Raw genomic sequence first — 21,782 nt, 5'->3', positions numbered from 1 at the left:
CGGACAGCGCCTGGACGGTTGACCCTGCCGCCCGGCATGCTATGTCCGGCCGGTGCCCGCGCGGACGGGCTGGAACGGACCGGAGGATGGCGGTGGAGTCGGTCGGGGCTACCCTGGAACGGGCGCTGCTGGTGCATGCGGTGCTGGCGCTGCTGGCCCTCTGGCCGGCGCTGAAGCTGCTGGCGCGGGCGGGACTGCCGCGCGCCTGGGCGGCGGTGCTGGCGCTGCCGATCCTGGGCTGGCCGGTGTTCGCCACCTATCTGGCCGTCGTGCGCTGGCCGACCCTGCCGCCGCGGCCGGAGCGGCTGCACACCCGCGAGCGCCTGCGGCGGGAGCGGGAAGCCCGCGCCGCCGCCGGCCGCGGCTGAGGGAGGGGATCATGCAGGACTATGGCGGACAGATGCTGTTCCTGACGGCCCTGCCGGAATGGGCGGCCTATCTGGTGCCGATCCTGGCGGTCACCTGGACGGTCTGCATGGCCGGGGTGGCGCTGGGCAAGACCGGGCGCAACCCGATCTGGGCGCTGCTGGGGTTCTTCCCCTATGTGCTGATGCTGGGGCTCTGGATCGTCGCCTTCACCCGCTGGCCGCGCCAGCCGGTTCCGGCGGCCCCGGAGGGCGACCAGGATGCCGGCCGGGACTGAGCCGGACCCGGTGGCCGCGCATCCCTGTCTGGACACGCCGGCCCCGGTCGCCTTCGCGCACCGCGGCGGCGGGCTGGAGGCGCCGGAGAACACGCTGGCCGCCTTCGCCCACGCGGCCGCCCTGGGCTACCGCCATATCGAGACGGATGTCCACGCCACCCGCGACGGGGTGCTGCTGGTCTTCCACGACGACACGCTGGAGCGCCTGACCGGCCTGCCGGGCCGCCCGGCCGAGCATGACTGGGCCGGGCTGCGCAGCGCCCGCATCCTGGGCGCGGGCGAGGGAATCCCGCTCTTCGACGCGCTGCTGGAGAGCTTTCCCGGCGTCCGCTTCAACATCGACCCCAAGACCGACGCCGCCGCCGACGCGCTGGCGGACGCGCTGGAACGCCACGCGGCGTTCGACCGGGTCTGCGTCGGCTCCTTCTCCGGGGCGCGGCTGGCGCGGCTGCGCCGCCGCTTCGGGCCACGGCTCTGCACCTCCGCCGGGCCGGCGGAGGTGGCGCGGGCCTGGCTGTCGGGCCGGGGCCTGCCGGTCGGCCCCACGGCCCCGCACTGCTACCAGATCCCGGTCCGGCAGTACGGGGTGGAGCTTGTCACCCCCGCCTTCCTGCGCGCCGCCCGGTCCCGCGGCCAGCCGGTGCATGTCTGGACCATCGACGACCCGGCGGAGATGGAGCGCCTGCTGGACCTGGGCGTGGACGGCATCATGACCGACCGCCCCACCCTGCTGAAGCAGGTGATGCAGCGCCGCGGCGTCTGGCGCGATCAGTCCTCGCCCGGCGCGTAGCCCCCGCCCTCGCGGTCCGCTCCCTGGCGCCGCCGCTCCAGCCGGGCCTCGTCCTGGACGGCGTCGTCATGGCCGCTGCGGGCGCTGAAGAAGACCAGCGCCATCAGCCCGCCGCCCAGCGCCAGCGTGCCGACCACGCCCAGCAGCAGGGCCAGCCCCCCGGCCAGGGGGATGTCGCCCGCCTCCCCGGCCAGTTCCGCCCCCGCCGTCCAGGCCCGCACCGCCAGGGCGACGGCGAGCGCCAGCAGCGCCAGCAGCACGCCGATCAGCAGCCAGCCGGAGCGGGTCAGGCCGGAAGAAGCCGGGTCCGAAGGGGGCTCGCCGGGTCGGGTCATGGCAACGGGTCTCCCTGCATTCGGGGCACGGTACGGGGGCCGGGTCCTCACCATCAACCCCGCGCGGCCGCTCCCGTCGCGCAGGCCCCCGCGCCGCGGATGCCTGTCCGGGTGCGGCGGGTGCAGCGCCGGTCTGGACAGGCCGGCGCCCGGGGGCTAACGTCCGCGCCCGTTCTTCCACCCAGCGGGACCCCCCGGCAATGACCAGCGGCGTCAAGAAAGTCGTGCTCGCCTATTCCGGCGGCCTGGATACCTCCGTCATCCTGAAATGGTTGCAGGAAACCTACCGATGCGAGGTGGTGACCTTCACCGCCGACCTCGGCCAGGGAGAGGAGCTGGAGCCCGCCCGCGCCAAGGCGCAGATGCTGGGCATCAGGCCGGAGAACATCTTCATCGACGACCTGCGCGAGGAGTTCGTGCGGGACTTCGTCTTCCCGATGTTCCGGGCGAACACGCTGTACGAGGGCACCTACCTGCTCGGCACCTCGATCGCCCGGCCGCTGATCTCCAAGCGCCAGATCGAGATCGCCAATCTGGTGGGCGCCGACGCCGTGGCGCACGGCGCCACCGGCAAGGGCAACGACCAGGTGCGCTTCGAGCTGGGCTACTACGCCCTGAAGCCGGACGTGCGGGTGATCGCGCCCTGGCGCGAATGGCAGCTCAACAGCCGCACGGCCCTCTTGGACTTCGCCGAGAAGCACCAGATCCCCATCGCCAAGGACAAGCGCGGCGAGGCGCCCTACAGCACGGACGCCAACCTGCTGCACATCTCCTATGAGGGCAAGGCGCTGGAGGACCCCTGGGTCGAGCCCGACGAGGACATGTTCACCCGCTCCGTGGCGCCGGAGAAGGCCCCGGACGAGCCGGAATATGTCGAGATCGAGTTCGCCAAGGGCGACCCGGTCGCCGTGAACGGCCAGCGTCTGTCGCCCGCGGCGCTGCTGACCGAGCTGAACCGGCTGGGCGGCAAGCACGGCATCGGCCGCCTGGATCTGGTGGAGAACCGCTTCGTCGGCATGAAGTCCCGCGGCGTCTACGAGACGCCGGGCGGCACGCTGCTGTCCGTCGCCCACCGCGGCATGGAGAGCATCACGCTGGACCGCGAGGCCATGCACCTCAAGGACGAGGTGATGCCGCGCTACGCCAAGCTGATCTACAACGGCTTCTGGTTCAGCCCGGAGCGGGAGGCGCTGCAGGCGCTGATCGACTCCACCCAGGCGCGGGTGAACGGCGTCGTCCGGCTGAAGCTGTTCAAGGGCAGCGCCCGCGTCGTCGGCCGCCAGAGCCCGAACAGCCTCTACCGCCTGGACTATGTGACGTTCGAGGCGGACAGCGTCTACAACCAGAAGGACGCGGAAGGCTTCATCAAGCTGAACGCGCTGCGCCTGCGCCTGGGCACCATCGCCAAGCAGAAGGGCTGAGGGCCGGGCCGAAGAGGCCGCCCCACCCCCGCATCGCCGCTTCCGGACGCCCGCCGCATGGCGGGCGTTTCCGTTTCCGGCCCATCCGGCCGCGCGGCCCCGCCGCAGAACTGCGGCACACCGCCCGGCGGCGGCCCCGCCGGACATTGGCGGTTGTGCCAGTCCGGTGGGCGGGTGATACTGACTCGCACAGCCCGGACCGGCCAGACCCGGTTCCGGCAGACCTCCGGCATCGCCCAGCAGCGCCGGGAAGGAGATGCCCGCCCGGCGGATCGCGCCGGCGGCGCGGCCCTCCTCCCCGGAGCATCGACCTTTTCGCCCACCCACAGCCGAAGAAAGACTGGATGGAACACAACATCTCCCTCATCACCACCCTCGCCGCCGGTTTCGGCATCGCCCTCGTGCTCGGGTTCCTGGCCGAAAGGGCCCGGATGCCCGCGCTGGTCGGCTATCTGGTCGCCGGCATCCTGATCGGGCCGGGCACGCCCGGCTTCGTGGCCGACGTTCATCTCGCGGCGCAGCTCTCCGAGATCGGGGTCATGCTGCTGATGTTCGGCGTCGGGCTACACTTCTCGCTCGGCGACCTGCTGGCGGTCCGGCGCATCGCCGTGCCGGGTGCGGTGGCGCAGATGGGGCTGGCGACCGTGCTGGGCCTGGTGGCGGCCATGTGGTGGGGATGGAGCTGGGGCAGCGGCCTCGTCTTCGGCCTGTCGCTCTCCTGCGCCAGCACCGTCGTGCTGCTGAAGGCGCTGGAGGCGCGGGGCGTGCTGGAGAGCATGAACGGCCGCATCGCCGTGGGCTGGCTGGTGGTGGAGGATCTGGCGACGGTGCTGGTGCTCGTCCTGCTGCCGCCGCTGGCCGGCATCCTGGGCGGCACGGCGGAGGTGGGGGCGGCGGTGCCGGCGGCGGACGGCACCCCGCTGTGGATGACCCTCGGCCTGACCCTGCTACAGGTCTCTGCCTTCATCGCCCTGATGCTGCTGGTCGGCCGCCGCCTGCTGCCCTGGCTGCTGTGGCAGGTCTCGCGGACCGGATCGCGTGAGCTTTTCACCCTCTCCGTCGTGGCCGCGGCCATCGGCATCGCCTATGGCGCGTCCGAACTGTTCAGCGTCTCCTTCGCCCTGGGGGCGTTCTTCGCCGGCATGGTGATGCGCGAATCCGAGTTCAGCCACCGCGCCGCGGCGGAGTCCCTGCCCCTGCGCGACGCCTTCTCGGTGCTGTTCTTCGTCGCCGTCGGCATGCTGTTCGAGCCCACGGTCCTGCTGGAGCAGCCGCTGCATGTCCTGCTGGTCGTGGCGATCGTCATCTTCGGCAAGTCGCTCGCGGCCTTCCTCATCGTCGTCCTTTTCCGCTATCCGATGAACACGGCGCTGGTCGTCTCCGCCAGTCTGGCGCAGATTGGTGAGTTCTCCTTCATCCTGGCCGGGCTCGGCCTCTCGCTGGGCCTGCTGCCGGCGGAGGGAATGAGCCTCGTGCTGGCTGCGGCCCTGATCTCCATCGCGCTCAATCCGCTCGTGTTCGCCACGGTCGAACCTGTGCGCCGGTGGATCGTCGGCCGCTCGGCGCTGGCCCGCCGACTGGAGCAGCGCAGCGATCCCTATGCCGAGCTGCCGTCCGGCACCGAGAGCCGGTTCCGCCAAGGTCAGGTCGTGCTGGTCGGCTACGGCCGGGTCGGCCGCCGCATCGCCGACGACCTGGAGGCGCGCGGCATCCCCTACGTGGTGGCCGAGCAGAACCGCGAAGCGGTCGAGGATCTGCGCGCCCGGGGCGTGGCGGCGGTGTCGGGCAATGCCGCCGATCCCTCGGTCCTGGTCCAGGCGCACATCGCCGAGGCGGCCATGCTGGTGGTCGCCACGCCCGACCCGCTGACCGTGCGGCAGATGGCGGAGACGGCGCGCACGCTGAACCCGGACATCGAGATCGTCCTGCGCACCCACAGCGAGGAGGAATCGACCCTGCTGCGCCGGGACGGCTTCGGCACCGTCTTCTTCGGCGAGGAGGAACTGGCCAAGGGCATGGCGCGCCATGTCGTGGCCCGGTTCGTGCCGACTCCGGAGGACACCCGGGCTCCCGGACTGGAATCCGCAGGCTCCGTGCCGGTCTGACCGGCCGGCATCCGCAGGGTCTGCGCGGACATGGACCCTGCGGGTGCGCCGGCGGGTCCCGCGGCCTCAGCCGGTGGGGATGGCGTACACCCCGAACAGCCAGGGGTGCAGGTGCAGCAGCGCCCCGTACAGCACCGTCACCGCCAGCAGGCGCAGGATGCCGAACTCGGCCGCGGCGCGGCCCAGGCTCTGGCGGCCGGCCAGGATGGCGCCGAAGGGCACGAAGCTGGTCGCCTCCTCGAAGCGGGCCCAGGCGTGCGTGCGCAGGGCGCGCTTGCGGGCGTCGATCAGGGTGGCCCCGACGATCCCCAGCGCCGCCAGGGACCCGAAGAACAGCAGGCTGGCCAGATCGCCGTTGGACGGCAGGTGCGACAGGCCCCACAGCCCCACGCCCCAGAGGAACGGGTGCCGCGTGATGCGCAGCAGGCCGCGGGCCGGCTCCTCCGCGAACAGCGCCTTCTCCTGCTTCACGGAGGTCGGGTTCGGCACCGTCAGGCCGCCGACGACCAGCAGCAGCGCCACCGGCATCACCGTCACGGGAATCCAGGCGGTCCAGCCGGCCGGCGCCCACAGCGGGACATAGGGCGCGGCCCCGTAGGCCCAGACCAGCCAGGCGAAGGCGACCGCCGCCACCAGCGAATAGAGGCCGAGATAGGCGTTCTCGCCCAGGCCCTTGACCAGGGCCGGCCGCAGCTTCGTGCTGGCGATGCCGAAATGGGACGCCAGCAGGAACGCCGACGCCAGTGCCAGACCCCAGATCGTGCCGACCATGCCGCTCCCCCTTCTCCCGTGCCGGTGCGTCGCGGCCTCCTATAGCACGGGGCGGCGGCGGCAACACCGGGCGCAGTGCGATTCCGGGCACAGTGCGATTCCGGGCGCAGGGCGATAGCCGGGCGCGATGCGGCTCCGGGAAGCGGGGAGGCGACGCAGGGCCGCGGGGCGGTGGCGCGCCGGAACACGACGGAGGGATTGCCCCATTCCCGCCGCTGTTGTCCGATCATTCTGTGATGCCCGCCCTTCCCCCGCCATCCGGGACGGTTCCCATGCGCCCCCTTCTGCCCGCGGCCCTGGCCGCCCTGCTCGTCGCCTCCCTGCCCGCCGCCGTCCGGGCGCAGGAGAAGGTGCCCGCCGTGCTGGCCGGCCATGCGGTGCTGCCCGCGGACGCGACCCTGCCGCCGCCGCCCGGCGCGCCGGCCCTTGTCACCGGTGCGGGCAAGTTCACCGGGCCGGAGAACCGGCGGACGGCGGTGCCGGGCAGCGTCCGCGGCCTCACCGGCCCCGGCCCCGGCGGGCGCGACACCGGCTTCGCCCTGCCGGTGCCCGGCCAGCCGCTGCAAGGCGTCTCCAGCCTCCGTTCAGCGGGCGACGGCAGCTACTGGGCGCTCGCGGACAACGGCTTCGGGGCGCGGGCCAACTCCGCCGACGCGCTGCTGGCGATCCACCGGCTGCGACCCGACTGGGAGACCGGCGCCGTGGCGCGGGTGACGACGGTCTTCCTCTCCGACCCCGACCGGCGGATGCCCTGGCCGATCACGCTGGAGGGGACGGAGACGCGCCTGCTGACCGGCGCCGACCTGGACCCGGAAAGCCTCGTCGCCACGGCGGACGGCTTCTGGGTGGGTGACGAGTTCGGGCCGTGGCTGCTGCACTTCGCCCCGGACGGGCGCCTGCTGGGCCTGTGGGAGACGGTGGTGGGCGGCCGTGTGGTGCGCTCGCCCGACCATCCGGCGGTGCGGACCCCGGGAACGCCGGACGGCACCGTCGCATTCGAGGTCGCGCGCTCGCGCGGGTTCGAAGGGCTGACCGCCTCCGCCGACGGCCGATACCTCCACGCCCTGCTGGAAGGGGCGCTGGTGCTGGACGGCAAGCGCGAGACCTGGGCCGACGGCCGGCCGCGGCTGCGCTGGCTGGAGTTCGACACCCAGGCCGAGGACGGCGAGGGCGCCTGGACCGGCCGGGTGCTGTTCTACCCGCTGGAGGCCGACGCCAACGCCATCGGCGAGGTCACCCTGCTGGATGCCGACCGGGCGCTGGTGATCGAGCGCGACGGCGGCGAGGGCGATGCCGCCCAGGGCTGCCCGGAGACAGCACCCGCCCCCACCTGCTTCGAACGGCCGGCCCGCTTCAAGCGGCTCTATCTCGTCAGCCGCAAGGACGTGGCGGACGGCGGGGCCGTGCGCAAGCTGGCCTATGTGGATCTGCTCGCCATCACCGATCCGGACGGCAAGGCCCGCCAGGGCGCCGCCCCGGACCCGCGCGGCGGCACCCGCCTGCCGCTGCCCTTCGCCACCATCGAGAGCGTGGAGCCGGCCGGGCCGGACAGCGTCGTCATCGTCAACGACAACAACTTCCCCTTCTCCGCCGGGCGCGCCCTGGACCGCGCCGACGACACGGAGTTCGTGCTGCTGCGGGTGCCCGAGCTGCTGGCGCGGCAGTAGCCGGGCTCACTCCCGGCGGCGGCGGAGATAGACGTAGAAGGCGCCCTGGCCGCCATGCTGCGGCTGGGCATGGTGGACGGCCAGCACCAGCGGGCGCAGCGACGCCTCGTTCAGCCAGCGCGGCACGGCGCTGCGCAGCACGCCGCGGTCGCGCCCGTCCTCGCCGTAGCCGGGACCGCCCTTGCCGGTGATGACCAGCAGCAGCCGGCGGCCGCTGCCATGGGCGCGGCGGACGAAGCCCGCCAGCGCGTCGTGCGCCTCGCTCTGGGTCAGGCCGTGCAGGTCGATGCGCCCGTCGATGGGCAGCCGGCCGCGGCGCACCTTCTCGTCCGTCCGCTTGTCGATGCCGCCGCGGTTGCCCAGCGCCGACGGGGCGAGGGAGACGCTGACCGCGCCGCGGCTCGCCACCGGCAGGCCGCCGCCCTTCAGCAGGTCCGCCAGCCGCTCCCGGGGGGAAACGGTGGCGGCGGCCTCCGTGGTCCGGGTGCCGTTGACGGCGGCCCCGGCCGTGCCGCCATCGGGCGCTTCGGCATCCGCGCTCCCCGCGGGTGCGGTCCCGACATCCGCTGTCGTGGCGGCGAGACGGCGCTTCAGCGGGCGCGCGTCGCGCACCACGGTCCGCCACAGCTCGCGCTCGGCGTCGGTCGGCAGCCGGTCCTTCCTAGCCATGCGTGAGCGCGGCCCCGTCTACCAGGATGATGTGCAGCCGCCCCGGCCCGTGCGCGTGGAGCTGCGCCGTCTGCTCGATGTCCGCCGTGCGCGACGGGCCGGTGACCAGGCAGGCCGTGCGCGGCATGTCGCCGGCCGCGCGCAGCAGGTCCCAGCCCGCCTCGTAGCTGCCGACGATGCGCTCCACCGGCAGCACGACGATGTGGGTGGAGGGCAGGAAGGTCAGGCCCGTCGGGTGGCCGGGGCCGGACGCCGTCAGCAGCGTCCCCGTCTCCGCGATCCCCGCCAGGGCGGAGGTGACGCTGGTGGCGTCGTCCGGGCGGGCGGGGCCGAAATCCACCTCCAGCGCCGGGCGGCTGTCCCAGGCCAGGGCCAGGGAGCGCGGGGTCGGGCGCCACCCGCACCCGGGCCGGCAGGGTTGCGGCCCCGCCAGATAGTCAGGACAACGGCGTCCGGCACGCCGCCCGGCCGCCACCCGCTCCACCGTTGCCGGCCACGGACCGGGCCTTTGGCGACGGAACAGCTCCACGAGGGCCGCCGGCGGCAGCGCCGTCCGTGCCGGGATCAGATTGCGCGGGTGCGCGGCCAGCCGCTGCGCCACCGCGGCGCGGGCCGCCTCCGCATCGCGCAGGGCGCCCGCGGCCCGGCGGATGCCGCCCAGGATGGCCGCCCGCGCCGGGCTGTCGTCGCTCCGGTCAGCCGCCACGGCGCCGCTCCGCATAGAGGTCCTGGAAGGTGCGCCCGGCCGGCGCCGGGAAGTCGCGCGCCGCGGTCCAGTTGCCGCCCAGCGGCAGCCGGCGCAGCCGCCCGCGCCGGCCGGCCAGCAGCGCCAGCAGCCTGACCCCGAGGCCCGCCGCCGCGGCGTAGAGCCGGGGCCGGCGGGCGAAGAAGGCCCAGAGACCCAGCCCGTGCCGGGCCGGCGCCGGGGTCAGCTTCCGCTCCCATTCCTTCTCCCGCCACAGCCGCATCAGCCGCGGCAGCGGGATGCGGACCGGGCAGACGCTCTCGCAGCGGCCGCAGAAGGTGGAGGCGTTGGGCAGGTGCCCCGCCTCCTCCAGGCCCAGCAGCGCGGGGTCGAGCACGGCCCCGATCGGACCGGGATAGACCCAGCCATAGGCGTGCCCGCCCACGGCGGCATAGACCGGGCAGTGGTTCATGCAGGCGCCGCAGCGGATGCAGCGCAGCACCTCCTGCATCTCCGTGCCCAGCAGGGCGGACCGGCCGTTGTCCACCAGCACGACATGGAAGTCCGCCGGCCCGTCCGGGTCGTCCGCCCGCCGCGGGCCGGTGGAGACGGTGGTGTAGGTGCTGAACTCCTGCCCGGTGGCGGAACGGGCCAGCAGCCGCAGCAGCGTCGTCGCGTCCTCCAGCGTCGGCACCATCTTCTCGATGCCGGTCAGCACGATGTGGACCCGCGGCAGGGTCTGGGTCAGGTCGCCGTTGCCCTCGTTGGTGACGATGACGGTGCTGCCCGTCTCCGCCACCAGGAAGTTGGCCCCGGTGATGCCCACGTCGGCGGCCAGGAACTTGCCCCGCAGCAGGGTCCGCGCCTCGGCCAGGATGTCGGCCGGCGCGTCCAGCGGCCGGTCGGGCGGAAGCTGGGCGTGGGTGCGGCGGAAATCCTCCGCCACCTGCTCCTTCGACAGGTGCAGGGCGGGGGCGATGATGTGGCTGGGCGCCTCCTTGCGGATCTGCAGGATGTACTCGCCCAGGTCGGTCTCCACCACCTCCAGCCCCTCGGCCTCCAGGGTGGCGTTCAGCCCGATCTCCTCGGAGACCATGGACTTGCCCTTGGCGACCAGGCGGGCGCCGGCGGCGCGGCAGATGCCCAGCACGGCGGCGCGGGCCTCCTCCGGCGTGCGCGCCCAGTGGACATGGCCGCCGCGGGCCCGGACCGCCGCCTCGAACCGCTCCAGATAGAGGTCCAGATGCGCCAGCGTGTGGTCCTTGATCCGCTTGCCCTCGTCGCGCAGGGCCTCGAACTCCGGCAGGTCGGCCACCGCCTGCGCCCGCTTCAGCGGGAAGCCGGCGCGGAACCGGGTGAGCGCGCGCGCCAGCCCCGGATCGGCCAGCGCCCGGCGTGAATTCTCCCGGAAGGCGTGGGCGGTCGATTTCATCGGCGCGTCCCCGCCCGCGGGTCTTCGCCCGCGGGCGTCTTTCCGCGCGGGCCTTCGCCCGCAGGCCCACTTCCGCGCGGGCTTTCGCCCGCAGGGCCTTCCCCGACAGGGGGCGCGGACAGGTCGCCGGCCAGCACCTCCGCGACATGGCGGACCTGCACCGGGCTGCCCAGCCGCTTCAGCCGGCCGGCCATGTTCAGCAGGCACCCCATGTCGCCGGCCAGCAGCAGGTCGGCCCCGGTGGCGGTGGCGGCGGCCGCCTTGTCCGACACCATCTTGCCCGACACCTCCGGGTACTTCACGGCGAAGGTGCCGCCGAAGCCGCAGCAGACCTCGGCGTCGGGAAGCTCGGTCAGGGACAGGCCGGCCACCGTCGCCAGCAGCCGGCGCGGCTGCTCGCGGATGCCCAGCTCGCGCAGGCCGGCGCAACTGTCGTGGTAGGTGACGCGCGCCGCGACCTCCGCCTCCACCCGCTCGACGCCGAGCACGTCCACCAGGAAGGAGACCAGTTCCCAGGTGCGCTCCGCCAGCGCGCGGGCGCGCGGCCCCCAGACGGGATCGTCGCCCAGCAGTTCGGGATAGTCGCGCCGGACCATGCCGGCGCAGGAGCCGGACGGGGCGACGACATGGTCGCAGTCCTCGAACAGGGGGATCAACCGGCGCGCCAGATCGGCGGCGTCGGCACGGTCGCCCGAACTCCAGGCCGGCTGGCCGCAGCAGGTCTGCCGCGGCACCACCACCTCGCAGCCGGCCCGCTCCAGCAGCGCCACGGCGGCGAAGCCGACGGCGGGCCGGAACAGATCGACAAGGCAGGTGACCAGCAGCCCCACCCGGGGGCGCCGGCCGGGGCCGGCCCCCGGGGCCGCCGCTGCGTCTTCAGGGCGATCCATGCGCGAAAACTCCCGCGGGTGCCGCCCGGCGGGGCGCACCCTTGGACAGACAATAGGCGCAGCGGGCGGGCGCGACAACGCCCCGCACCTTCTGCACCGGACCGGGATCAGGCAGCCGGGATCAGGCGGCGGGGGCGGGGCGGCTGTCGTGGAAGCGGCGCTCGATGGCGTCCCACAGGCCGCGCTCGATGGCGATGCCGTCCAGCCGGTTGATCTCCTGGATGCCGGTGGGGCTGGTGACGTTGATCTCCGTCAGCCAGTCGCCGATCACGTCGATGCCGACGAAGACCAGCCCCTGCCGGCGCAGCGTCGGGCCGATGGCGGCGCAGATGTCCCGCTCCCGCGCCGTCAGCGCCGTGCGGCCGGCGCTGCCGCCGGCGTGGAAGTTGGCCCGCGCCTCGCCCTCGGCGGGGATGCGGCTGACGGCGCCGGCCGGCTCGCCGTCCACCAGGATGATGCGCTTGTCGCCCTGGCGGATTTCCGGCAGGTACTTCTGCACGATCACCGGCTCGCGGTAGAGCTGGGTGAAGGTCTCCAGCAGCGCGCCCAGGTTCTCGTCGCCGGGCTTCAGGTGGAAGACCCCGGCCCCGCCGTTGCCGAACAGCGGCTTCACGATGATGTCCCGGTATTCGCGCCGGAAGGCCAGCACCTCCTCCTTGCTGGAGGTGATCAGCGTCGGCGGCATCAGATCGGCGAAGTGGGTGACGAACAGCTTCTCCGGCGCGTTGCGCACGGCGGCCGGGTCGTTCACCACCAGCGTCTTCGGATGGATGTGTTCCAGCAGGTGGGTGGCCGTGATGTAGGCCATGTCGAAGGGCGGGTCCTGGCGCATCAGCACCACGTCCATCCCGGCCAGCTCCAGCTCTTCCGCCGGGCCCAGGGTGAAGTGGTTGCCGCGCTCGCGCCGCACCTCCAGCCGGCGGGCGCGGGCGAACAGGCGGTTGTGCCGGAGCGCCAGATCGCGCGGCAGGTAATGCCAGAGCGCATGCCCCCGGCGCTGCGCCTCCAGCGCCATCATGAAGGTGCTGTCGGTGTCGATGTTGATGGACTCGATGGGGTCCATCTGGATGGCGACGGCCAGGCTCATGGCGGCTCCTCGGGGGACGGGGCGGGCGGGCACGGGTCCGCCCGGCAGAGGGGAAGCGCGCCCCCGCCCGCCTGTCAAGCGCGCCCGTCAGGTCGGCCGGGTGCGGTTCACAGCCAGCCGCGGCGGCGGAAGTAGAGAAGCGGCAGGATCGCGCTGAGCACCATCAGGACCAGGGCCAGCGGGTAGCCCCAGCTCTGGTCCAGTTCGGGCATGTGGGCGAAGTTCATGCCGTAGATGCTGGCGACCAGGGTCGGCGGCAGGAAGGCCACCGCCGCCACCGAGAAGATCTTGATGATGTTGGTCTGCTCGATGTTGATGACGCCCAGCGTCGCATCCAGCAGGAAGCCGGTCTGGTGCGCCTGGAAGGCCGCGTGCTCCACCAGCGAGTGGATGTCGCGGGTGATCGTCTTCAGCCGGACCTTCTGATCCTTGTCCAGCCGGGTCCCGGCGACGGTGACGACGAAGACGCCCAGCCGTTCCAGCCCGGCCAGGCTGTCGCGCACCTTCTGCGTCAGGTCACCGGCCCAGCCGATGGCGGTGATGGCGGACTTCAGCGCGTCGGAGCCGCGCTTGCGGGCGCGCCGCGCCCCGGCCCGGCGGCGGGCCGAGCGGGCGGCGGGCGTCTCCCCCGCCTGCTGCCGGTTGGCGGCGGCGAAGATCTGGCGCGAGATCCCGTCCAGCCGGCCGCCGACCAGCTCCAGCACGTCGGCGGCGCGGTCAACGACCGCCTCCAGCAGCCCCAGCAGCACGTCGATGGGACCCGTCACCAGCCCCGGATGGCGCATCGCCCGGGTGGCGAAGATGGCGAGCCAGAGCGGTTCGGTGTGCCGCACCGTGATGATGCAGCCGCGGGTCAGGACGAAGGTCAGCAGGCCCAGGTCGGGGTGGCCGCTGTCCCCGCGGGAGATCACGGGCGTCGTCAGGAAGGCGGCCTCGCCCTCCAGGTAGAGCCGCGAGGATGCCTCGATCTCGCTCATGTCCTCGCGCGTCGGCAGGTCCACGCCCAACTGGGCGGAGATCTGCTCGCGCTCCACCTCGGCCGGCCGCAGCACGTCCAGCCAGATGGTGCCGGCCGGCAGCGGCGCCCCGGGCTCCAGCGGCACGGCCGTCAGCCTGTCGTCGGCCCGGACATAGGCGGTGATCACGCGCGCGGCCTCCCTGGCGGTTTCCCCTGCTGACCCCGGAGGGGGCGGTCCCGGACGGGACCCGGTTGCAACGGATCAGGGCATCAGGTCGTCCGGCGGGGTGATCCCCTTCGACCGGCAGGCGGCCGTCAGCGTGTTCAGCAGCAGGCAGGCGATGGTCATGGGACCGACGCCGCCGGGCACCGGGGTGATGGCGCCGGCGATGCCCTTGGCCTCCTCGAAGGCCACGTCGCCGACGACGCGCGTCTTGCCCGCGGCGGCCGCGGCCGGATCGCGCGCCGGCACCCGGTTGATGCCCACGTCGATGACGATCGCCCCTTCCTTGATCCAGGAGCCGCGGATCATCTCCGGCCGGCCCACGGCGGCGATCAGGATGTCCGCCCCGCGGCAGACCTCCGGCAGGTCCACGGTGTGGGAATGGGCGACGGTGACGGTGGCGTTCGCCTGCAACAGGAGATTGGCCATCGGCTTGCCGACGATGTTGGAGCGGCCGACGACCACGGCGTTCAGGCCGCGCAGGTCGCCCACCACGTCCTTCAGCAGCATCAGGCAGCCCAGCGGCGTGCAGGGCACCAGCCCCGGCAGCCCGACCGCCAGACGGCCGGCATTGACGACATGGAAGCCGTCCACGTCCTTGTCCGGGTCGATCGCGGCCAGCACGGCGGCGGGGTCGATCTGCGGCGGCAGCGGAAGCTGCACCAGGATGCCGTGGATCGACGGGTCGGCGTTGAGCTGGCCGATCAGCCGCAGGAGCTGCTCCTGCGTCGTGTCCACCGGCAGCCGGTGGGTGACGCTGTGCATCCCCGCCTCGCGGGTCTGCTCGCCCTTGTTCTTGACGTAGAGCTGGCTGGCCGGATTCTCTCCCACCAGCACCACGGCCAACCCGGGGACCAGCGCGTAGGCGGTCCGCAGATGCTCCACGGCGGCGCCGATACGGCCCCGCAGGTCCGCGGCGAAGGCCTTGCCGTCGATGATGCGCGCTTCGGTCATTGCTGGTCTCCCCCTCACGGGACGGCGCCAGCCGCCCCGGCCAACTGCTGCGGGACGGCGCCAGCCGTCCCTGCTCCTCTCAGGGCGCGCCGGTCAGGACGCGCCGGTCAGGACGCGCCGGCCCCCTGGCCGCCGATGCGGGCCAGCAGATCGGCCGCGTCGCCCGCGATGAATAGTACTTTCGTCCGGTCCGTGCCACCGGACACGATGGACATGCTGCTCTTCGGCAACCGCCAGTGCTTCGCCAGCAGCGCGATCACGGCGGCGTTGGCCTTGCCGTCCTCCGGCACGGCCGTCACGGCCAGCTTCAGCAGGGTGCGGCCCTCCGGCCCGTCCATGGGACCCTGGACGGCCGTGCGCGACGCCTTCGGCGTCACCCGCAGGGCGACGCGCACCCCGCCGGGCGCGGCCTCGGCGAAGGCCGCGCCGTCGCGGGGACCGCCGGCGGAGGGCGCCGCCACGGCCGGCCTCAGTAGATCAGGCCGTAATTCACCATCAGACTGCGGATGAAATAGATCAGCAGGATGACGACGATGGGGGAGATGTCGATGCCGCCCAGGTTGGGCAGCACGTTGCGGATCGGGCGCAGCACCGGCTCCGTCAGGCGGTAGAAGATGTCCGCCAGGGTGTAGACGAAGCGGTTGCGGGTGTTGATCACGTCGAAGGCGATCAGCCAGCTCAGCACCGCCGAGATGATCAGGACCCAGACATAGAGTCCCAGCACCACGAACAGCAGTTGGAAGATCGTCAGGAGGAGAGGCTCCATGGGGCGTCCGGCCGTTGTCGTCGGGGGGAGCGGTTCGGGCGGCACCCTAATCCGGCCATGCGGCCCTGTCCAGCCTGCCCGCCAACGGGCCGCAGGGAACACTTGACAGCGCCCCCGCGGATGACCATTATCCCGCCCACTTCACGGGCATCGCAGTTCCCGCCCGCGGGAACCCCCAGGCGATGCCCCGGCGTGGGGCCGTAGCTCAGCTGGGAGAGCGACGCGTTCGCAATGCGTAGGTCGGGAGTTCGATCCTCCTCGGCTCCACCATTCCCCCCCCTTCCGGCGGGGATTTCCTTCCAGAACCACAGACCGGGATGCACTGTCCCTTGCCGACAGGCCTCCGCCGCCGTCGCGCTGCTGCCTCGGCGGGCGCTGTCCGTGCGCGCGGCCATTGCAGGCCCGCGCCCGCCGGGACGGGCCGGCCGCTCTCAGGCGGCCAGCCCGTTGAAATCGTCCAGCAGGGCGGCGATGCGGCCGCTGTCGGACTGCTCCATGATGACCCGGGCGCGGCGGGTCGCCTCCACCAGGTCGAGCGAGCGCACCCGCCGCTTCACCAGCGGAAGGTTGCCCGGCGACATCGACAGTTCGCGCACCCCCAGCCCCAGCAGCAGCGCCGTGTAGCGCGGATCGCCCGCCATCTCGCCGCAGACGCTGACGGGGATGCCGGCGCGGGTCGCGGCATCGACCGTGAACTGCACCAGCCGCAGCACGGCCGGATGCAGCGGGTCGTAGAGATGCGCCACCTGTTCGTCGCCGCGGTCGATGGCCAGCGTGTACTGCACCAGATCGTTCGTCCCGATGGCGAAGAAGTCGCACAGCGGGGCCAGCGCATCGGCCGACAGCGCCGCCCCCGGCACCTCGATCATCACCCCCAGCCGGGGCAGCGGGTTGGCGATCCGCACGCCGCGCCGGCGCAGCCGGCGGGCCACGGTCGCCATGATCTCCCGCACCTTCCGGACCTCGGCCGGGGCGCAGATCATCGGCAGCAGGATGCGCAGCGGCCCCTCCGCCGCCGCCCGCAGCATGGCGGCGAGCTGCGTCTCCAGCAGCTTCGGCTCGCGCAGGCCCAGGCGGATGGCGCGCAGGCCCAGCGCCGGGTTGGCCGGCTCGCCCAGGGGCTGGCGCAGCGCCGTCGCCAGCTTCTCCCCGCCCACGTCCAGGGTGCGGGCGGTGACCGGCTGGCCGTTCATGCGGCGCAGGAAGTCGGTCAGCTGCGCGGTCTGCTCCTCCTCGTCGGGCAGGTCGTCGCGGTTCATGAACAGGAACTCGGTGCGCAGCAGCCCCACGCCGGCGGCCCCCGCCTCCACCGCCGTCTCCACCTCGCGCGGCAGTTCCAGGTTCGCCAGCAGGGTGACGTCGGTGCCGTCGCGGGTGACCGACGGCAGCCGGCGCAGCGACTTCAACTGCCGCCGCTCGGCCAGCAGCGCCTCGCGCCGGTGCCGGTATTCCTCCAGCATGGCCGGCGAGGGGTTCAGGCAGACCCGGCCGGCGATGCCGTCCACCACCACCATGTCGCCCGGCTGCACCCCGGCCAGGACGCCGGGCACACCCAGCACCGCCGGCAGGCCCAGCGAGCGGGCCATGATCGCCGTGTGCCCCTCGGCCCCGCCCAGCAGGGTGGCGAAGCCGGCGATGCGGCGCGGGTCCATCAGGGCGGTGTCGGCGGGGGTCAGTTCCTCCGCCAGCACGACGGCCCCTTCCGGCAGGGTGGCGAAGGCCTGGTACTTGCGGTCCATCAGGATGCGCAGCAGCCGCTTGCCCACCTCGCGCACGTCGGCGACGCGGGCGGACAGATAGGCGTCGTCCATCTCGGCGAAGGTCTGGGCGATGGCGGCGATCTCCGCCTGCACGGCCGCCTCGGCATTGCAGCGGAGATCGCGCATGCGCCGCTCCACGCCGCGGATGAGCCGCGAGCCGGTCAGCATCGCCAGATGCGCGTCGAGCAGGAAGCCGACATCCTCCGACGCCGATCCCGGCAGCACCGATGCCTTGGCCTTCAGCTTGCTGATCTGCTTGCGCGCCTTCTCCACCGCCACCTGGAAGCGCGTCACCTCCTCCTCGATGCCGTCGGCCGGCACCGGATATTCGGGCACCTGGAGGGAGCCCGACTCGACGAGGTGCGCCGGGCCGATGGCGATGCCGGCGGACACGCCGAGACCGCGCAGGATGCGGTCCTGCGGCGGGGTCGGCGGTCGGTCGGTCTTCGGTGGACGGTCAGTCTTCATCGAACTTGCGCCCGACCAGATCGGCCAGGGCGGCCAGGGCCTCGGCGGCCTGGGGGCCACGCGCGGCGAGATGCACGGAGGTGCCGAGCCCCGCGGCCAGCATCATCAGCCCCATGATCGACTGGCCCGACACGGTCTGGTCGCCGCGGGTCACCTCGACCTCGGCATCGTATTCGGCCGCCAGCCGGACGAACTTCGCCGCCGCACGGGCGTGCAGGCCGCGGCGGTTCTGGATCAGCAGCACGGCGGTGAGGGCGTCGCCGCCCCCGATGCGTTCGACATCCATGGGTCAGCCGTCCGCCAGCAGGGAGGAGGCGACGTTGATGTATTTGCGGCCGGCATCCTGGGCCGCCTGCACCGTGTTCTTCATGGTCTCCGTCTTGCGCACGCTGGCCAGCTTGATGAGCATGGGCAGGTTGACGCCGGCGATGACCTCGACCCGGGCCCGGTCCAGGATGGAGATGGCGAGGTTGGACGGGGTGCCGCCGAACATGTCGGTCAGCACCACGACGCCGCGCCCGCTGTCGCATTCCCCGACCTTGGCGAGGATCTCCTCCCGCCGCTTCTCCATGTCGTCGTCCGCCCCGATGCAGACGGCGCGCACCTTCTCCTGCGGGCCGACGACATGTTCCAGCGCCGCGATGAACTCCTCGGCCAGCCGGCCGTGGGTGACGAGAACCAAGCCGATCATCTGTGCTCCTCGGGGGTCTCCCTGCTGGCGACCTCCCGCCACGGCGGGGCGGGTTCAGGCGCCGGGTGGCGGCGGTCCAGGTCGCGGTGGCCTTCGCCCACCTTGTAGCCCTGGTCCCGCAGCCAGCCGGCCAGCCGGTGGGCGGTGAAGACGGAACGGTGGCGGCCGCCGGTGCAGCCGATGGCGATGGTGAGGTAGTGCTTGCCCTCCCGGGCGTAGCGCGGCAGCAGCGGCGCCAGCAGCGTCGTCAGGTGCCGGAAGAAGTCCGGGAAGTCCGGGTCGCGCCCGACATGCTCGGCCACCGGCCGGTCCAGCCCGGTCAGGGGCCGCAGGGCCGGGTCCCAGTGCGGGTTGTCCAGGAAGCGCACGTCGAACACCAGATCCGCCTCGCGCGGGACGCCGTGGCGGTAGGCGAAGCTGGTGACGAAGACATGCAGGCTGGGATCGCCGTCCAGCCGGAAATGCCCGGTCAGCAGCCGCCGCACGTCATGGATGGAGAGCTGGGAGGTATCGATCACCACCTCCGCCGCCTCGCGCAGCGGCACCAGCAGCGTGCGCTCCAGGGCGATGCCGTCGGGCACCGGCCGGTCCACGGCCAGGGGGTGCGGCCGGCGCGTCTCGGTGTAGCGCCGTTGCAGCACCTCCTCCGTCGCCTCCATGAACAGCAGGCGGACCCGGAGGTCGGGATGGGCGCGCAGCGCGTCCAGCTCCTGCAACAGGGCGTCGGCGCTGAAATCGCGGGTGCGGCTGTCGATGCCGATGGCGAGCGGCCGGTCGTGTGCCTGGAACACCAGGGCCGTCAGCAGCGACAGGCGGAGATTGTCCACCGCCTCGTAGCCCAGATCCTCCAGCGCCTTCAGCGCCGTGGACAGGCCACCGCCGGACATGCCGGTGACCACCACCACCGGGCGGCGGCCGTCGGCGGGGTGCGTGGCCGCTCCCGTCCCGGCGTCCGCCCCGGCCGCCGTTTCCATCGTGAGGGGCTGGCCGGTCATGGCGCACCATCCGCGGGCAGGGCAGCGAAAGCGGGCGGCAGGAAAGGCATGCGGGCCACGGCCGCAGCCGCGGCGAGGCGCAGCTTGGCCACGGCCGAGACCTCGAACGGGGCCAGCGCGATGCGCGGCAGGGCGACGCCCGCCAGGGTCACGGTCGCCGGTTCCGGCAGGCGCTCCGCCGGACGGCCCGGCGGCAGCAGATCCGCGACCAGCGCCAGCGTCACCGCATCGAGATGGGGAACGGGCAGGATGCCGACACCGCGCACCTCCAGCAGCCCCGCCAGCGCGGCCGGCGCCCGGGCCAGCAGGCGGGCCGCCTGACCGCCGGCGCCGCTGGTGTTGTCGCTGTTGCTGTTGCTGTCGTTGTGGCTGTCGCCGGGCGTCAGCTCGACCACGTCATCGGCAACGAGCAACGCCCCGGCATCGACCAGGCGCAGGGCGAGGTCGGATTTGCCGGCGCCGGAGGGGCCGCGGATCAGGACCCCCGCGCCGGACACGCTCACGCAGGTCGCATGGATGCGGATCATGACGCCGGAAGGTGAGGCTGGCCGCGCCCGCTGTCAACGGAACTCGCAGGGACCGACCGCAGGGCGATCCCCCCCGGCCTGGCGGTCGGCGTCGCGCGGCGGCACCCCGATCAGCGCCCGCACCGGCAGATGGTCGGAGGCGCGGCGGGTCATGGCGCTGCGCACCACCTCGAAGCTGGCGAGGTGCAGCGTCGGGGAGACGAAGATGCGGTCCAGCCGCAGCGTCGGCAGCCGGGCATGGAAGCTGCGCGGCGCGGCGCAGTCGGGCAGCCGTTCCGACAGCCGCGCCAGCCGCGGCGCCTTCGGGCGCCATTCGTTCAGATCGCCCATGAAGACGGTCGGCCGCGGCGGCCGCGCGTCCAGGAAGGACAGGATGCGGGTGACCTGGGCATTGCGTTCCCACGGGTCGAGCCCGAGATGGGCCACGATCACCTGCACCTCCACCCCGTCCAGATCCAGCACCGCACAGAGCCCGCCGCGCGGCTCGCGCATCGGCATGGCGAGGTCGAGGGGGGCGACCTCCAGCACGGGGCGCCGGGTCAGCAGGGCGTTGCCGTAGTGGGCGGCGCGGTTGTGCTTGGTCGGGCCGGCCAGGGCCCGGTAGCCGGTCGCCGCCTCCAGGAAGGCGAACTGGTCCACGCCCATTTCGCCGCGATGGTGCCAGCCCACCTCCTGCAGCCCGACGACGTCGGCATCCAGGCCGCGGATGACGCAGGCCGTGCGCTCCGGCGCGAAGCGGGCGTCCATGCCGACGCAGGAATGGATGTTCCAGGTGGCGACGCAGAGCCGACCGTACCCCGGCGGGACGCTGCCGCTGCGGAGGTCCCCCCGCTCCGCCGGGTCGCGCAGCGGCGAGCGGTGCGGATCGCGGCGCAGGAGCGGCAGGGCACGCGGCATCGTGGTCTCTCCGGATGCGGTTTCCCGGGGGGCCGACGGGGACCCGGGAGGGCGCTCTGACAGGCCCGCCACCTGAAACCGATCTGTGGCGCGGACGCTCCGACCCTAGACCGTTCGTCCGCGGGACGGAATCCCCCTGCAGGGCCGACACCTTAAATTCACGGACGCTCCAGGGAGGCAGGGGCAGAGGGCGCAACGAAAGGGCGCAACGAAAATGGGCGCGCCCCGTGAAGAGCGCGCCCCGGAAGTAGTGACCGGGTCCCCGGGGGACCCGGAAGCCTGACCGACTAGGCCGCCTGACGGCGCTGCTCGATCGCCTGCACGAACACCCGCGACAGGGTCTCGATGAACTCTGCGAGCTGGTCCTGACCGACCGCGGTGACCAGGAAGCGGTCCACCGCCACCGGCTCCTCGGCCAGCTTGGCGCCGGCCGTGGTCAGCGTCTCGGCCGCGGTTTCCGGCACCGCGACGGTGCGGCCCTTGGCGCGCTCGGCCACGGCCAGGAGCTGCACGCCCTGGGCGATGGCGGCGACGCCCTTGCCGGCATCCATGAAGCTGCCGATGATGCGGCGGGTGTGCGGGTTGTTGGACAGCTTGGCGACGCTGCGCTCACCGCCCGGCAGCAGCAGCAGGTCGAAATCGGCCGCCAGCACGTCGCCGACATGCTTGTCGGTCGGGAAATAGTGACCCCAGGCGGCGCCGTGCCAGCCGTTCACGAGGCCCTGTTCGGGAGAGATGATCTTCGGGGCGGCACCCAGCTTCAGGAGGGCGCGCTGCGGCTCGGTCATTTCCAGCTCCTCGAAGCCGTTGGCAACGAGGATGGCGACGGTCTTTCCGGCGAGCGGCTGATCGGTCAATTTTCGTCTCCTTCTTGGTTGGTCCGGCCTTGGTCGGTCCGGCGAAGTCCGGCCCTGGCCCCGGGGTCTCCCCCGACCGGGCCCGGTGCAGCGCCGCCCGTCGGACAAGGCGGCGGGCAGCCCACCGGGCTGATGGATCGCAAAGCCCGCAATGCCGAGCGGAACGGCGTGCAGCGGGCGGCCGCCCTCTC

General features: G+C 73.1%; 24 protein-coding genes and 1 tRNA gene. 7 read left to right on the top strand and 18 right to left on the bottom strand.

Annotated features, from left to right (window positions below; genetic code table 11):
• Positions 1–86 precede the first annotated feature (86 nt).
• The 3 genes from RC1_RS21805 to RC1_RS13805 are packed head-to-tail and all read left to right on the top strand — an operon-like array spanning position 87 to position 1,433.
• Positions 87–368 (top strand): hypothetical protein, encoded by a 282-nt coding sequence (locus RC1_RS21805; protein WP_012568038.1) that lies wholly within the window; start codon positions 87–89, stop codon positions 366–368.
• Positions 369–379: 11 nt separating this feature from the next.
• On the top strand, positions 380–643 hold the full coding sequence (locus RC1_RS13810; protein ID WP_012568037.1) for a hypothetical protein: 264 nt from the start codon (positions 380–382) through the stop codon (positions 641–643).
• Entirely contained in the window at positions 627–1,433 is an 807-nt protein-coding gene (locus RC1_RS13805) for a glycerophosphodiester phosphodiesterase family protein (RefSeq protein ID WP_049766721.1), read from the top strand. Before RC1_RS13810 ends, RC1_RS13805 begins: the two co-directional genes overlap by 17 nt.
• Here the strand turns inward: RC1_RS13805 and RC1_RS21115 are convergent.
• Positions 1,412–1,768: a hypothetical protein gene (locus RC1_RS21115; protein WP_012568035.1), complete on the bottom strand. Its 357-nt coding sequence runs from the start codon at positions 1,766–1,768 to the stop codon at positions 1,412–1,414. The two genes, RC1_RS13805 and RC1_RS21115, sit on opposite strands and share 22 nt — an antisense overlap.
• A gap of 200 nt (positions 1,769–1,968) precedes the next feature.
• Between RC1_RS21115 and RC1_RS13795 the strand changes: the two genes are divergently transcribed.
• Together RC1_RS13795 and RC1_RS13790 are read left to right on the top strand one after the other, a co-directional pair.
• Positions 1,969–3,189, top strand: coding sequence for an argininosuccinate synthase (locus RC1_RS13795; protein WP_012568034.1), 1,221 nt, complete (start codon positions 1,969–1,971; stop codon positions 3,187–3,189).
• A 344-nt stretch (positions 3,190–3,533) separates the two neighbouring features.
• On the top strand, positions 3,534–5,294 hold the full coding sequence (locus RC1_RS13790) for a cation:proton antiporter domain-containing protein (RefSeq protein ID WP_012568033.1): 1,761 nt from the start codon (positions 3,534–3,536) through the stop codon (positions 5,292–5,294).
• Between the two features lie 66 nt (positions 5,295–5,360).
• On the opposite strand, the gene RC1_RS13785 is transcribed toward RC1_RS13790, so the two are convergent.
• Positions 5,361–6,065 (bottom strand): NnrU family protein, encoded by a 705-nt coding sequence (locus RC1_RS13785; protein ID WP_012568032.1) that lies wholly within the window; start codon positions 6,063–6,065, stop codon positions 5,361–5,363.
• A gap of 272 nt (positions 6,066–6,337) precedes the next feature.
• Between RC1_RS13785 and RC1_RS13780 the strand changes: the two genes are divergently transcribed.
• The gene (locus tag RC1_RS13780) at positions 6,338–7,732 is read left to right on the top strand and encodes an esterase-like activity of phytase family protein (protein ID WP_012568031.1); all 1,395 of its coding nucleotides are present in this window, start codon (positions 6,338–6,340) and stop codon (positions 7,730–7,732) included.
• A 6-nt stretch (positions 7,733–7,738) separates the two neighbouring features.
• Here the strand turns inward: RC1_RS13780 and RC1_RS13775 are convergent, their stop codons facing one another.
• From RC1_RS13775 to RC1_RS13735, 9 genes are all read right to left on the bottom strand, one after another.
• Positions 7,739–8,401, bottom strand: coding sequence for a Smr/MutS family protein (locus RC1_RS13775; RefSeq protein WP_012568030.1), 663 nt, complete (start codon positions 8,399–8,401; stop codon positions 7,739–7,741).
• Positions 8,394–9,107: a LutC/YkgG family protein gene (locus RC1_RS13770; RefSeq protein WP_234703778.1), complete on the bottom strand. Its 714-nt coding sequence runs from the start codon at positions 9,105–9,107 to the stop codon at positions 8,394–8,396. Before RC1_RS13770 ends, RC1_RS13775 begins: the two co-directional genes overlap by 8 nt.
• The gene (locus RC1_RS13765; RefSeq protein WP_012568028.1) at positions 9,097–10,518 is read right to left on the bottom strand and encodes a LutB/LldF family L-lactate oxidation iron-sulfur protein; all 1,422 of its coding nucleotides are present in this window, start codon (positions 10,516–10,518) and stop codon (positions 9,097–9,099) included. The genes RC1_RS13770 and RC1_RS13765 overlap by 11 nt, the downstream gene beginning before the upstream one ends.
• Positions 10,515–11,408, bottom strand: a complete 894-nt coding sequence (locus RC1_RS13760; RefSeq protein ID WP_012568027.1) for a (Fe-S)-binding protein — start codon at positions 11,406–11,408, stop codon at positions 10,515–10,517. Before RC1_RS13760 ends, RC1_RS13765 begins: the two co-directional genes overlap by 4 nt.
• Before the next feature lie 121 nt (positions 11,409–11,529).
• Entirely contained in the window at positions 11,530–12,495 is a 966-nt protein-coding gene (gene gshB / locus RC1_RS13755; protein WP_012568026.1) for a glutathione synthase, read from the bottom strand.
• Between the two features lie 107 nt (positions 12,496–12,602).
• The gene (locus RC1_RS13750; protein WP_012568025.1) at positions 12,603–13,640 is read right to left on the bottom strand and encodes a magnesium transporter CorA family protein; all 1,038 of its coding nucleotides are present in this window, start codon (positions 13,638–13,640) and stop codon (positions 12,603–12,605) included.
• Between the two features lie 75 nt (positions 13,641–13,715).
• The gene (gene folD, locus RC1_RS13745) at positions 13,716–14,630 is read right to left on the bottom strand and encodes a bifunctional methylenetetrahydrofolate dehydrogenase/methenyltetrahydrofolate cyclohydrolase FolD (RefSeq protein ID WP_012568024.1); all 915 of its coding nucleotides are present in this window, start codon (positions 14,628–14,630) and stop codon (positions 13,716–13,718) included.
• A 107-nt stretch (positions 14,631–14,737) separates the two neighbouring features.
• Positions 14,738–15,091: a DUF167 domain-containing protein gene (locus tag RC1_RS13740; RefSeq protein ID WP_012568023.1), complete on the bottom strand. Its 354-nt coding sequence runs from the start codon at positions 15,089–15,091 to the stop codon at positions 14,738–14,740.
• Between the two features lie 8 nt (positions 15,092–15,099).
• Positions 15,100–15,396, bottom strand: a complete 297-nt coding sequence (locus RC1_RS13735; RefSeq protein WP_012568022.1) for a YggT family protein — start codon at positions 15,394–15,396, stop codon at positions 15,100–15,102.
• Positions 15,397–15,590: 194 nt separating this feature from the next.
• Here RC1_RS13735 and RC1_RS13730 point away from each other — a divergent pair.
• Positions 15,591–15,666: transfer RNA gene (locus RC1_RS13730), tRNA-Ala, on the top strand.
• A 161-nt stretch (positions 15,667–15,827) separates the two neighbouring features.
• Here the strand turns inward: RC1_RS13730 and ptsP are convergent.
• The 7 genes from ptsP to RC1_RS13695 all read right to left on the bottom strand — a co-directional run bounded on the left by ptsP (position 15,828) and on the right by RC1_RS13695 (position 21,591).
• Positions 15,828–17,624, bottom strand: a complete 1,797-nt coding sequence (gene ptsP, locus RC1_RS13725; protein WP_012568021.1) for a phosphoenolpyruvate--protein phosphotransferase — start codon at positions 17,622–17,624, stop codon at positions 15,828–15,830.
• The gene (locus RC1_RS13720) at positions 17,614–17,910 is read right to left on the bottom strand and encodes an HPr family phosphocarrier protein (protein ID WP_012568020.1); all 297 of its coding nucleotides are present in this window, start codon (positions 17,908–17,910) and stop codon (positions 17,614–17,616) included. Before RC1_RS13720 ends, ptsP begins: the two co-directional genes overlap by 11 nt.
• 3 nt (positions 17,911–17,913) lie before the next feature.
• Positions 17,914–18,315, bottom strand: coding sequence for a PTS sugar transporter subunit IIA (locus RC1_RS13715; protein ID WP_012568019.1), 402 nt, complete (start codon positions 18,313–18,315; stop codon positions 17,914–17,916).
• Positions 18,312–19,310, bottom strand: coding sequence for an RNase adapter RapZ (gene rapZ / locus RC1_RS13710; protein WP_012568018.1), 999 nt, complete (start codon positions 19,308–19,310; stop codon positions 18,312–18,314). Before rapZ ends, RC1_RS13715 begins: the two co-directional genes overlap by 4 nt.
• Complete coding sequence (locus RC1_RS13705) at positions 19,307–19,837, bottom strand: HPr kinase/phosphorylase (RefSeq protein WP_012568017.1); 531 nt, start codon at positions 19,835–19,837, stop codon at positions 19,307–19,309. Before RC1_RS13705 ends, rapZ begins: the two co-directional genes overlap by 4 nt.
• Positions 19,838–19,870: 33 nt before the next feature.
• Complete coding sequence (locus RC1_RS13700) at positions 19,871–20,734, bottom strand: endonuclease/exonuclease/phosphatase family protein (RefSeq protein WP_012568016.1); 864 nt, start codon at positions 20,732–20,734, stop codon at positions 19,871–19,873.
• Between the two features lie 287 nt (positions 20,735–21,021).
• Positions 21,022–21,591 (bottom strand): DJ-1/PfpI family protein, encoded by a 570-nt coding sequence (locus RC1_RS13695; protein ID WP_012568015.1) that lies wholly within the window; start codon positions 21,589–21,591, stop codon positions 21,022–21,024.
• Positions 21,592–21,782: the final 191 nt, after the last annotated feature.

This window comes from Rhodospirillum centenum SW (assembly GCF_000016185.1).
Classification (GTDB): Bacteria; Pseudomonadota; Alphaproteobacteria; order Azospirillales; family Azospirillaceae; genus Rhodocista; species Rhodocista centena.
This window is presented reverse-complemented; position numbering and strand designations above follow the sequence as displayed.

Coding starts and splice junctions, on each gene's coding strand:
- gshB (WP_012568026.1), bottom strand. CDS start 12,495: ATGAGCCTGGCCGTCGCCATCCAGATGGACCCCATCGAGTCCATCAAC.
- RC1_RS13790 (WP_012568033.1), top strand. CDS start 3,534: ATGGAACACAACATCTCCCTCATCACCACCCTCGCCGCCGGTTTCGGC.
- RC1_RS13775 (WP_012568030.1), bottom strand. CDS start 8,401: ATGGCTAGGAAGGACCGGCTGCCGACCGACGCCGAGCGCGAGCTGTGG.
- folD (WP_012568024.1), bottom strand. CDS start 14,630: ATGACCGAAGCGCGCATCATCGACGGCAAGGCCTTCGCCGCGGACCTG.
- RC1_RS13700 (WP_012568016.1), bottom strand. CDS start 20,734: ATGCCGCGTGCCCTGCCGCTCCTGCGCCGCGATCCGCACCGCTCGCCG.
- RC1_RS13735 (WP_012568022.1), bottom strand. CDS start 15,396: ATGGAGCCTCTCCTCCTGACGATCTTCCAACTGCTGTTCGTGGTGCTG.
- RC1_RS13760 (WP_012568027.1), bottom strand. CDS start 11,408: ATGGATCGCCCTGAAGACGCAGCGGCGGCCCCGGGGGCCGGCCCCGGC.
- rapZ (WP_012568018.1), bottom strand. CDS start 19,310: ATGACCGGCCAGCCCCTCACGATGGAAACGGCGGCCGGGGCGGACGCC.
- RC1_RS13785 (WP_012568032.1), bottom strand. CDS start 6,065: ATGGTCGGCACGATCTGGGGTCTGGCACTGGCGTCGGCGTTCCTGCTG.
- RC1_RS13715 (WP_012568019.1), bottom strand. CDS start 18,315: ATGATCGGCTTGGTTCTCGTCACCCACGGCCGGCTGGCCGAGGAGTTC.
- RC1_RS13805 (WP_049766721.1), top strand. CDS start 627: ATGCCGGCCGGGACTGAGCCGGACCCGGTGGCCGCGCATCCCTGTCTG.
- RC1_RS13780 (WP_012568031.1), top strand. CDS start 6,338: ATGCGCCCCCTTCTGCCCGCGGCCCTGGCCGCCCTGCTCGTCGCCTCC.
- RC1_RS13795 (WP_012568034.1), top strand. CDS start 1,969: ATGACCAGCGGCGTCAAGAAAGTCGTGCTCGCCTATTCCGGCGGCCTG.
- RC1_RS21115 (WP_012568035.1), bottom strand. CDS start 1,768: ATGACCCGACCCGGCGAGCCCCCTTCGGACCCGGCTTCTTCCGGCCTG.
- RC1_RS13810 (WP_012568037.1), top strand. CDS start 380: ATGCAGGACTATGGCGGACAGATGCTGTTCCTGACGGCCCTGCCGGAA.
- RC1_RS13705 (WP_012568017.1), bottom strand. CDS start 19,837: ATGATCCGCATCCATGCGACCTGCGTGAGCGTGTCCGGCGCGGGGGTC.
- RC1_RS21805 (WP_012568038.1), top strand. CDS start 87: ATGGCGGTGGAGTCGGTCGGGGCTACCCTGGAACGGGCGCTGCTGGTG.
- RC1_RS13720 (WP_012568020.1), bottom strand. CDS start 17,910: ATGGATGTCGAACGCATCGGGGGCGGCGACGCCCTCACCGCCGTGCTG.
- ptsP (WP_012568021.1), bottom strand. CDS start 17,624: ATGAAGACTGACCGTCCACCGAAGACCGACCGACCGCCGACCCCGCCG.
- RC1_RS13765 (WP_012568028.1), bottom strand. CDS start 10,518: ATGAAATCGACCGCCCACGCCTTCCGGGAGAATTCACGCCGGGCGCTG.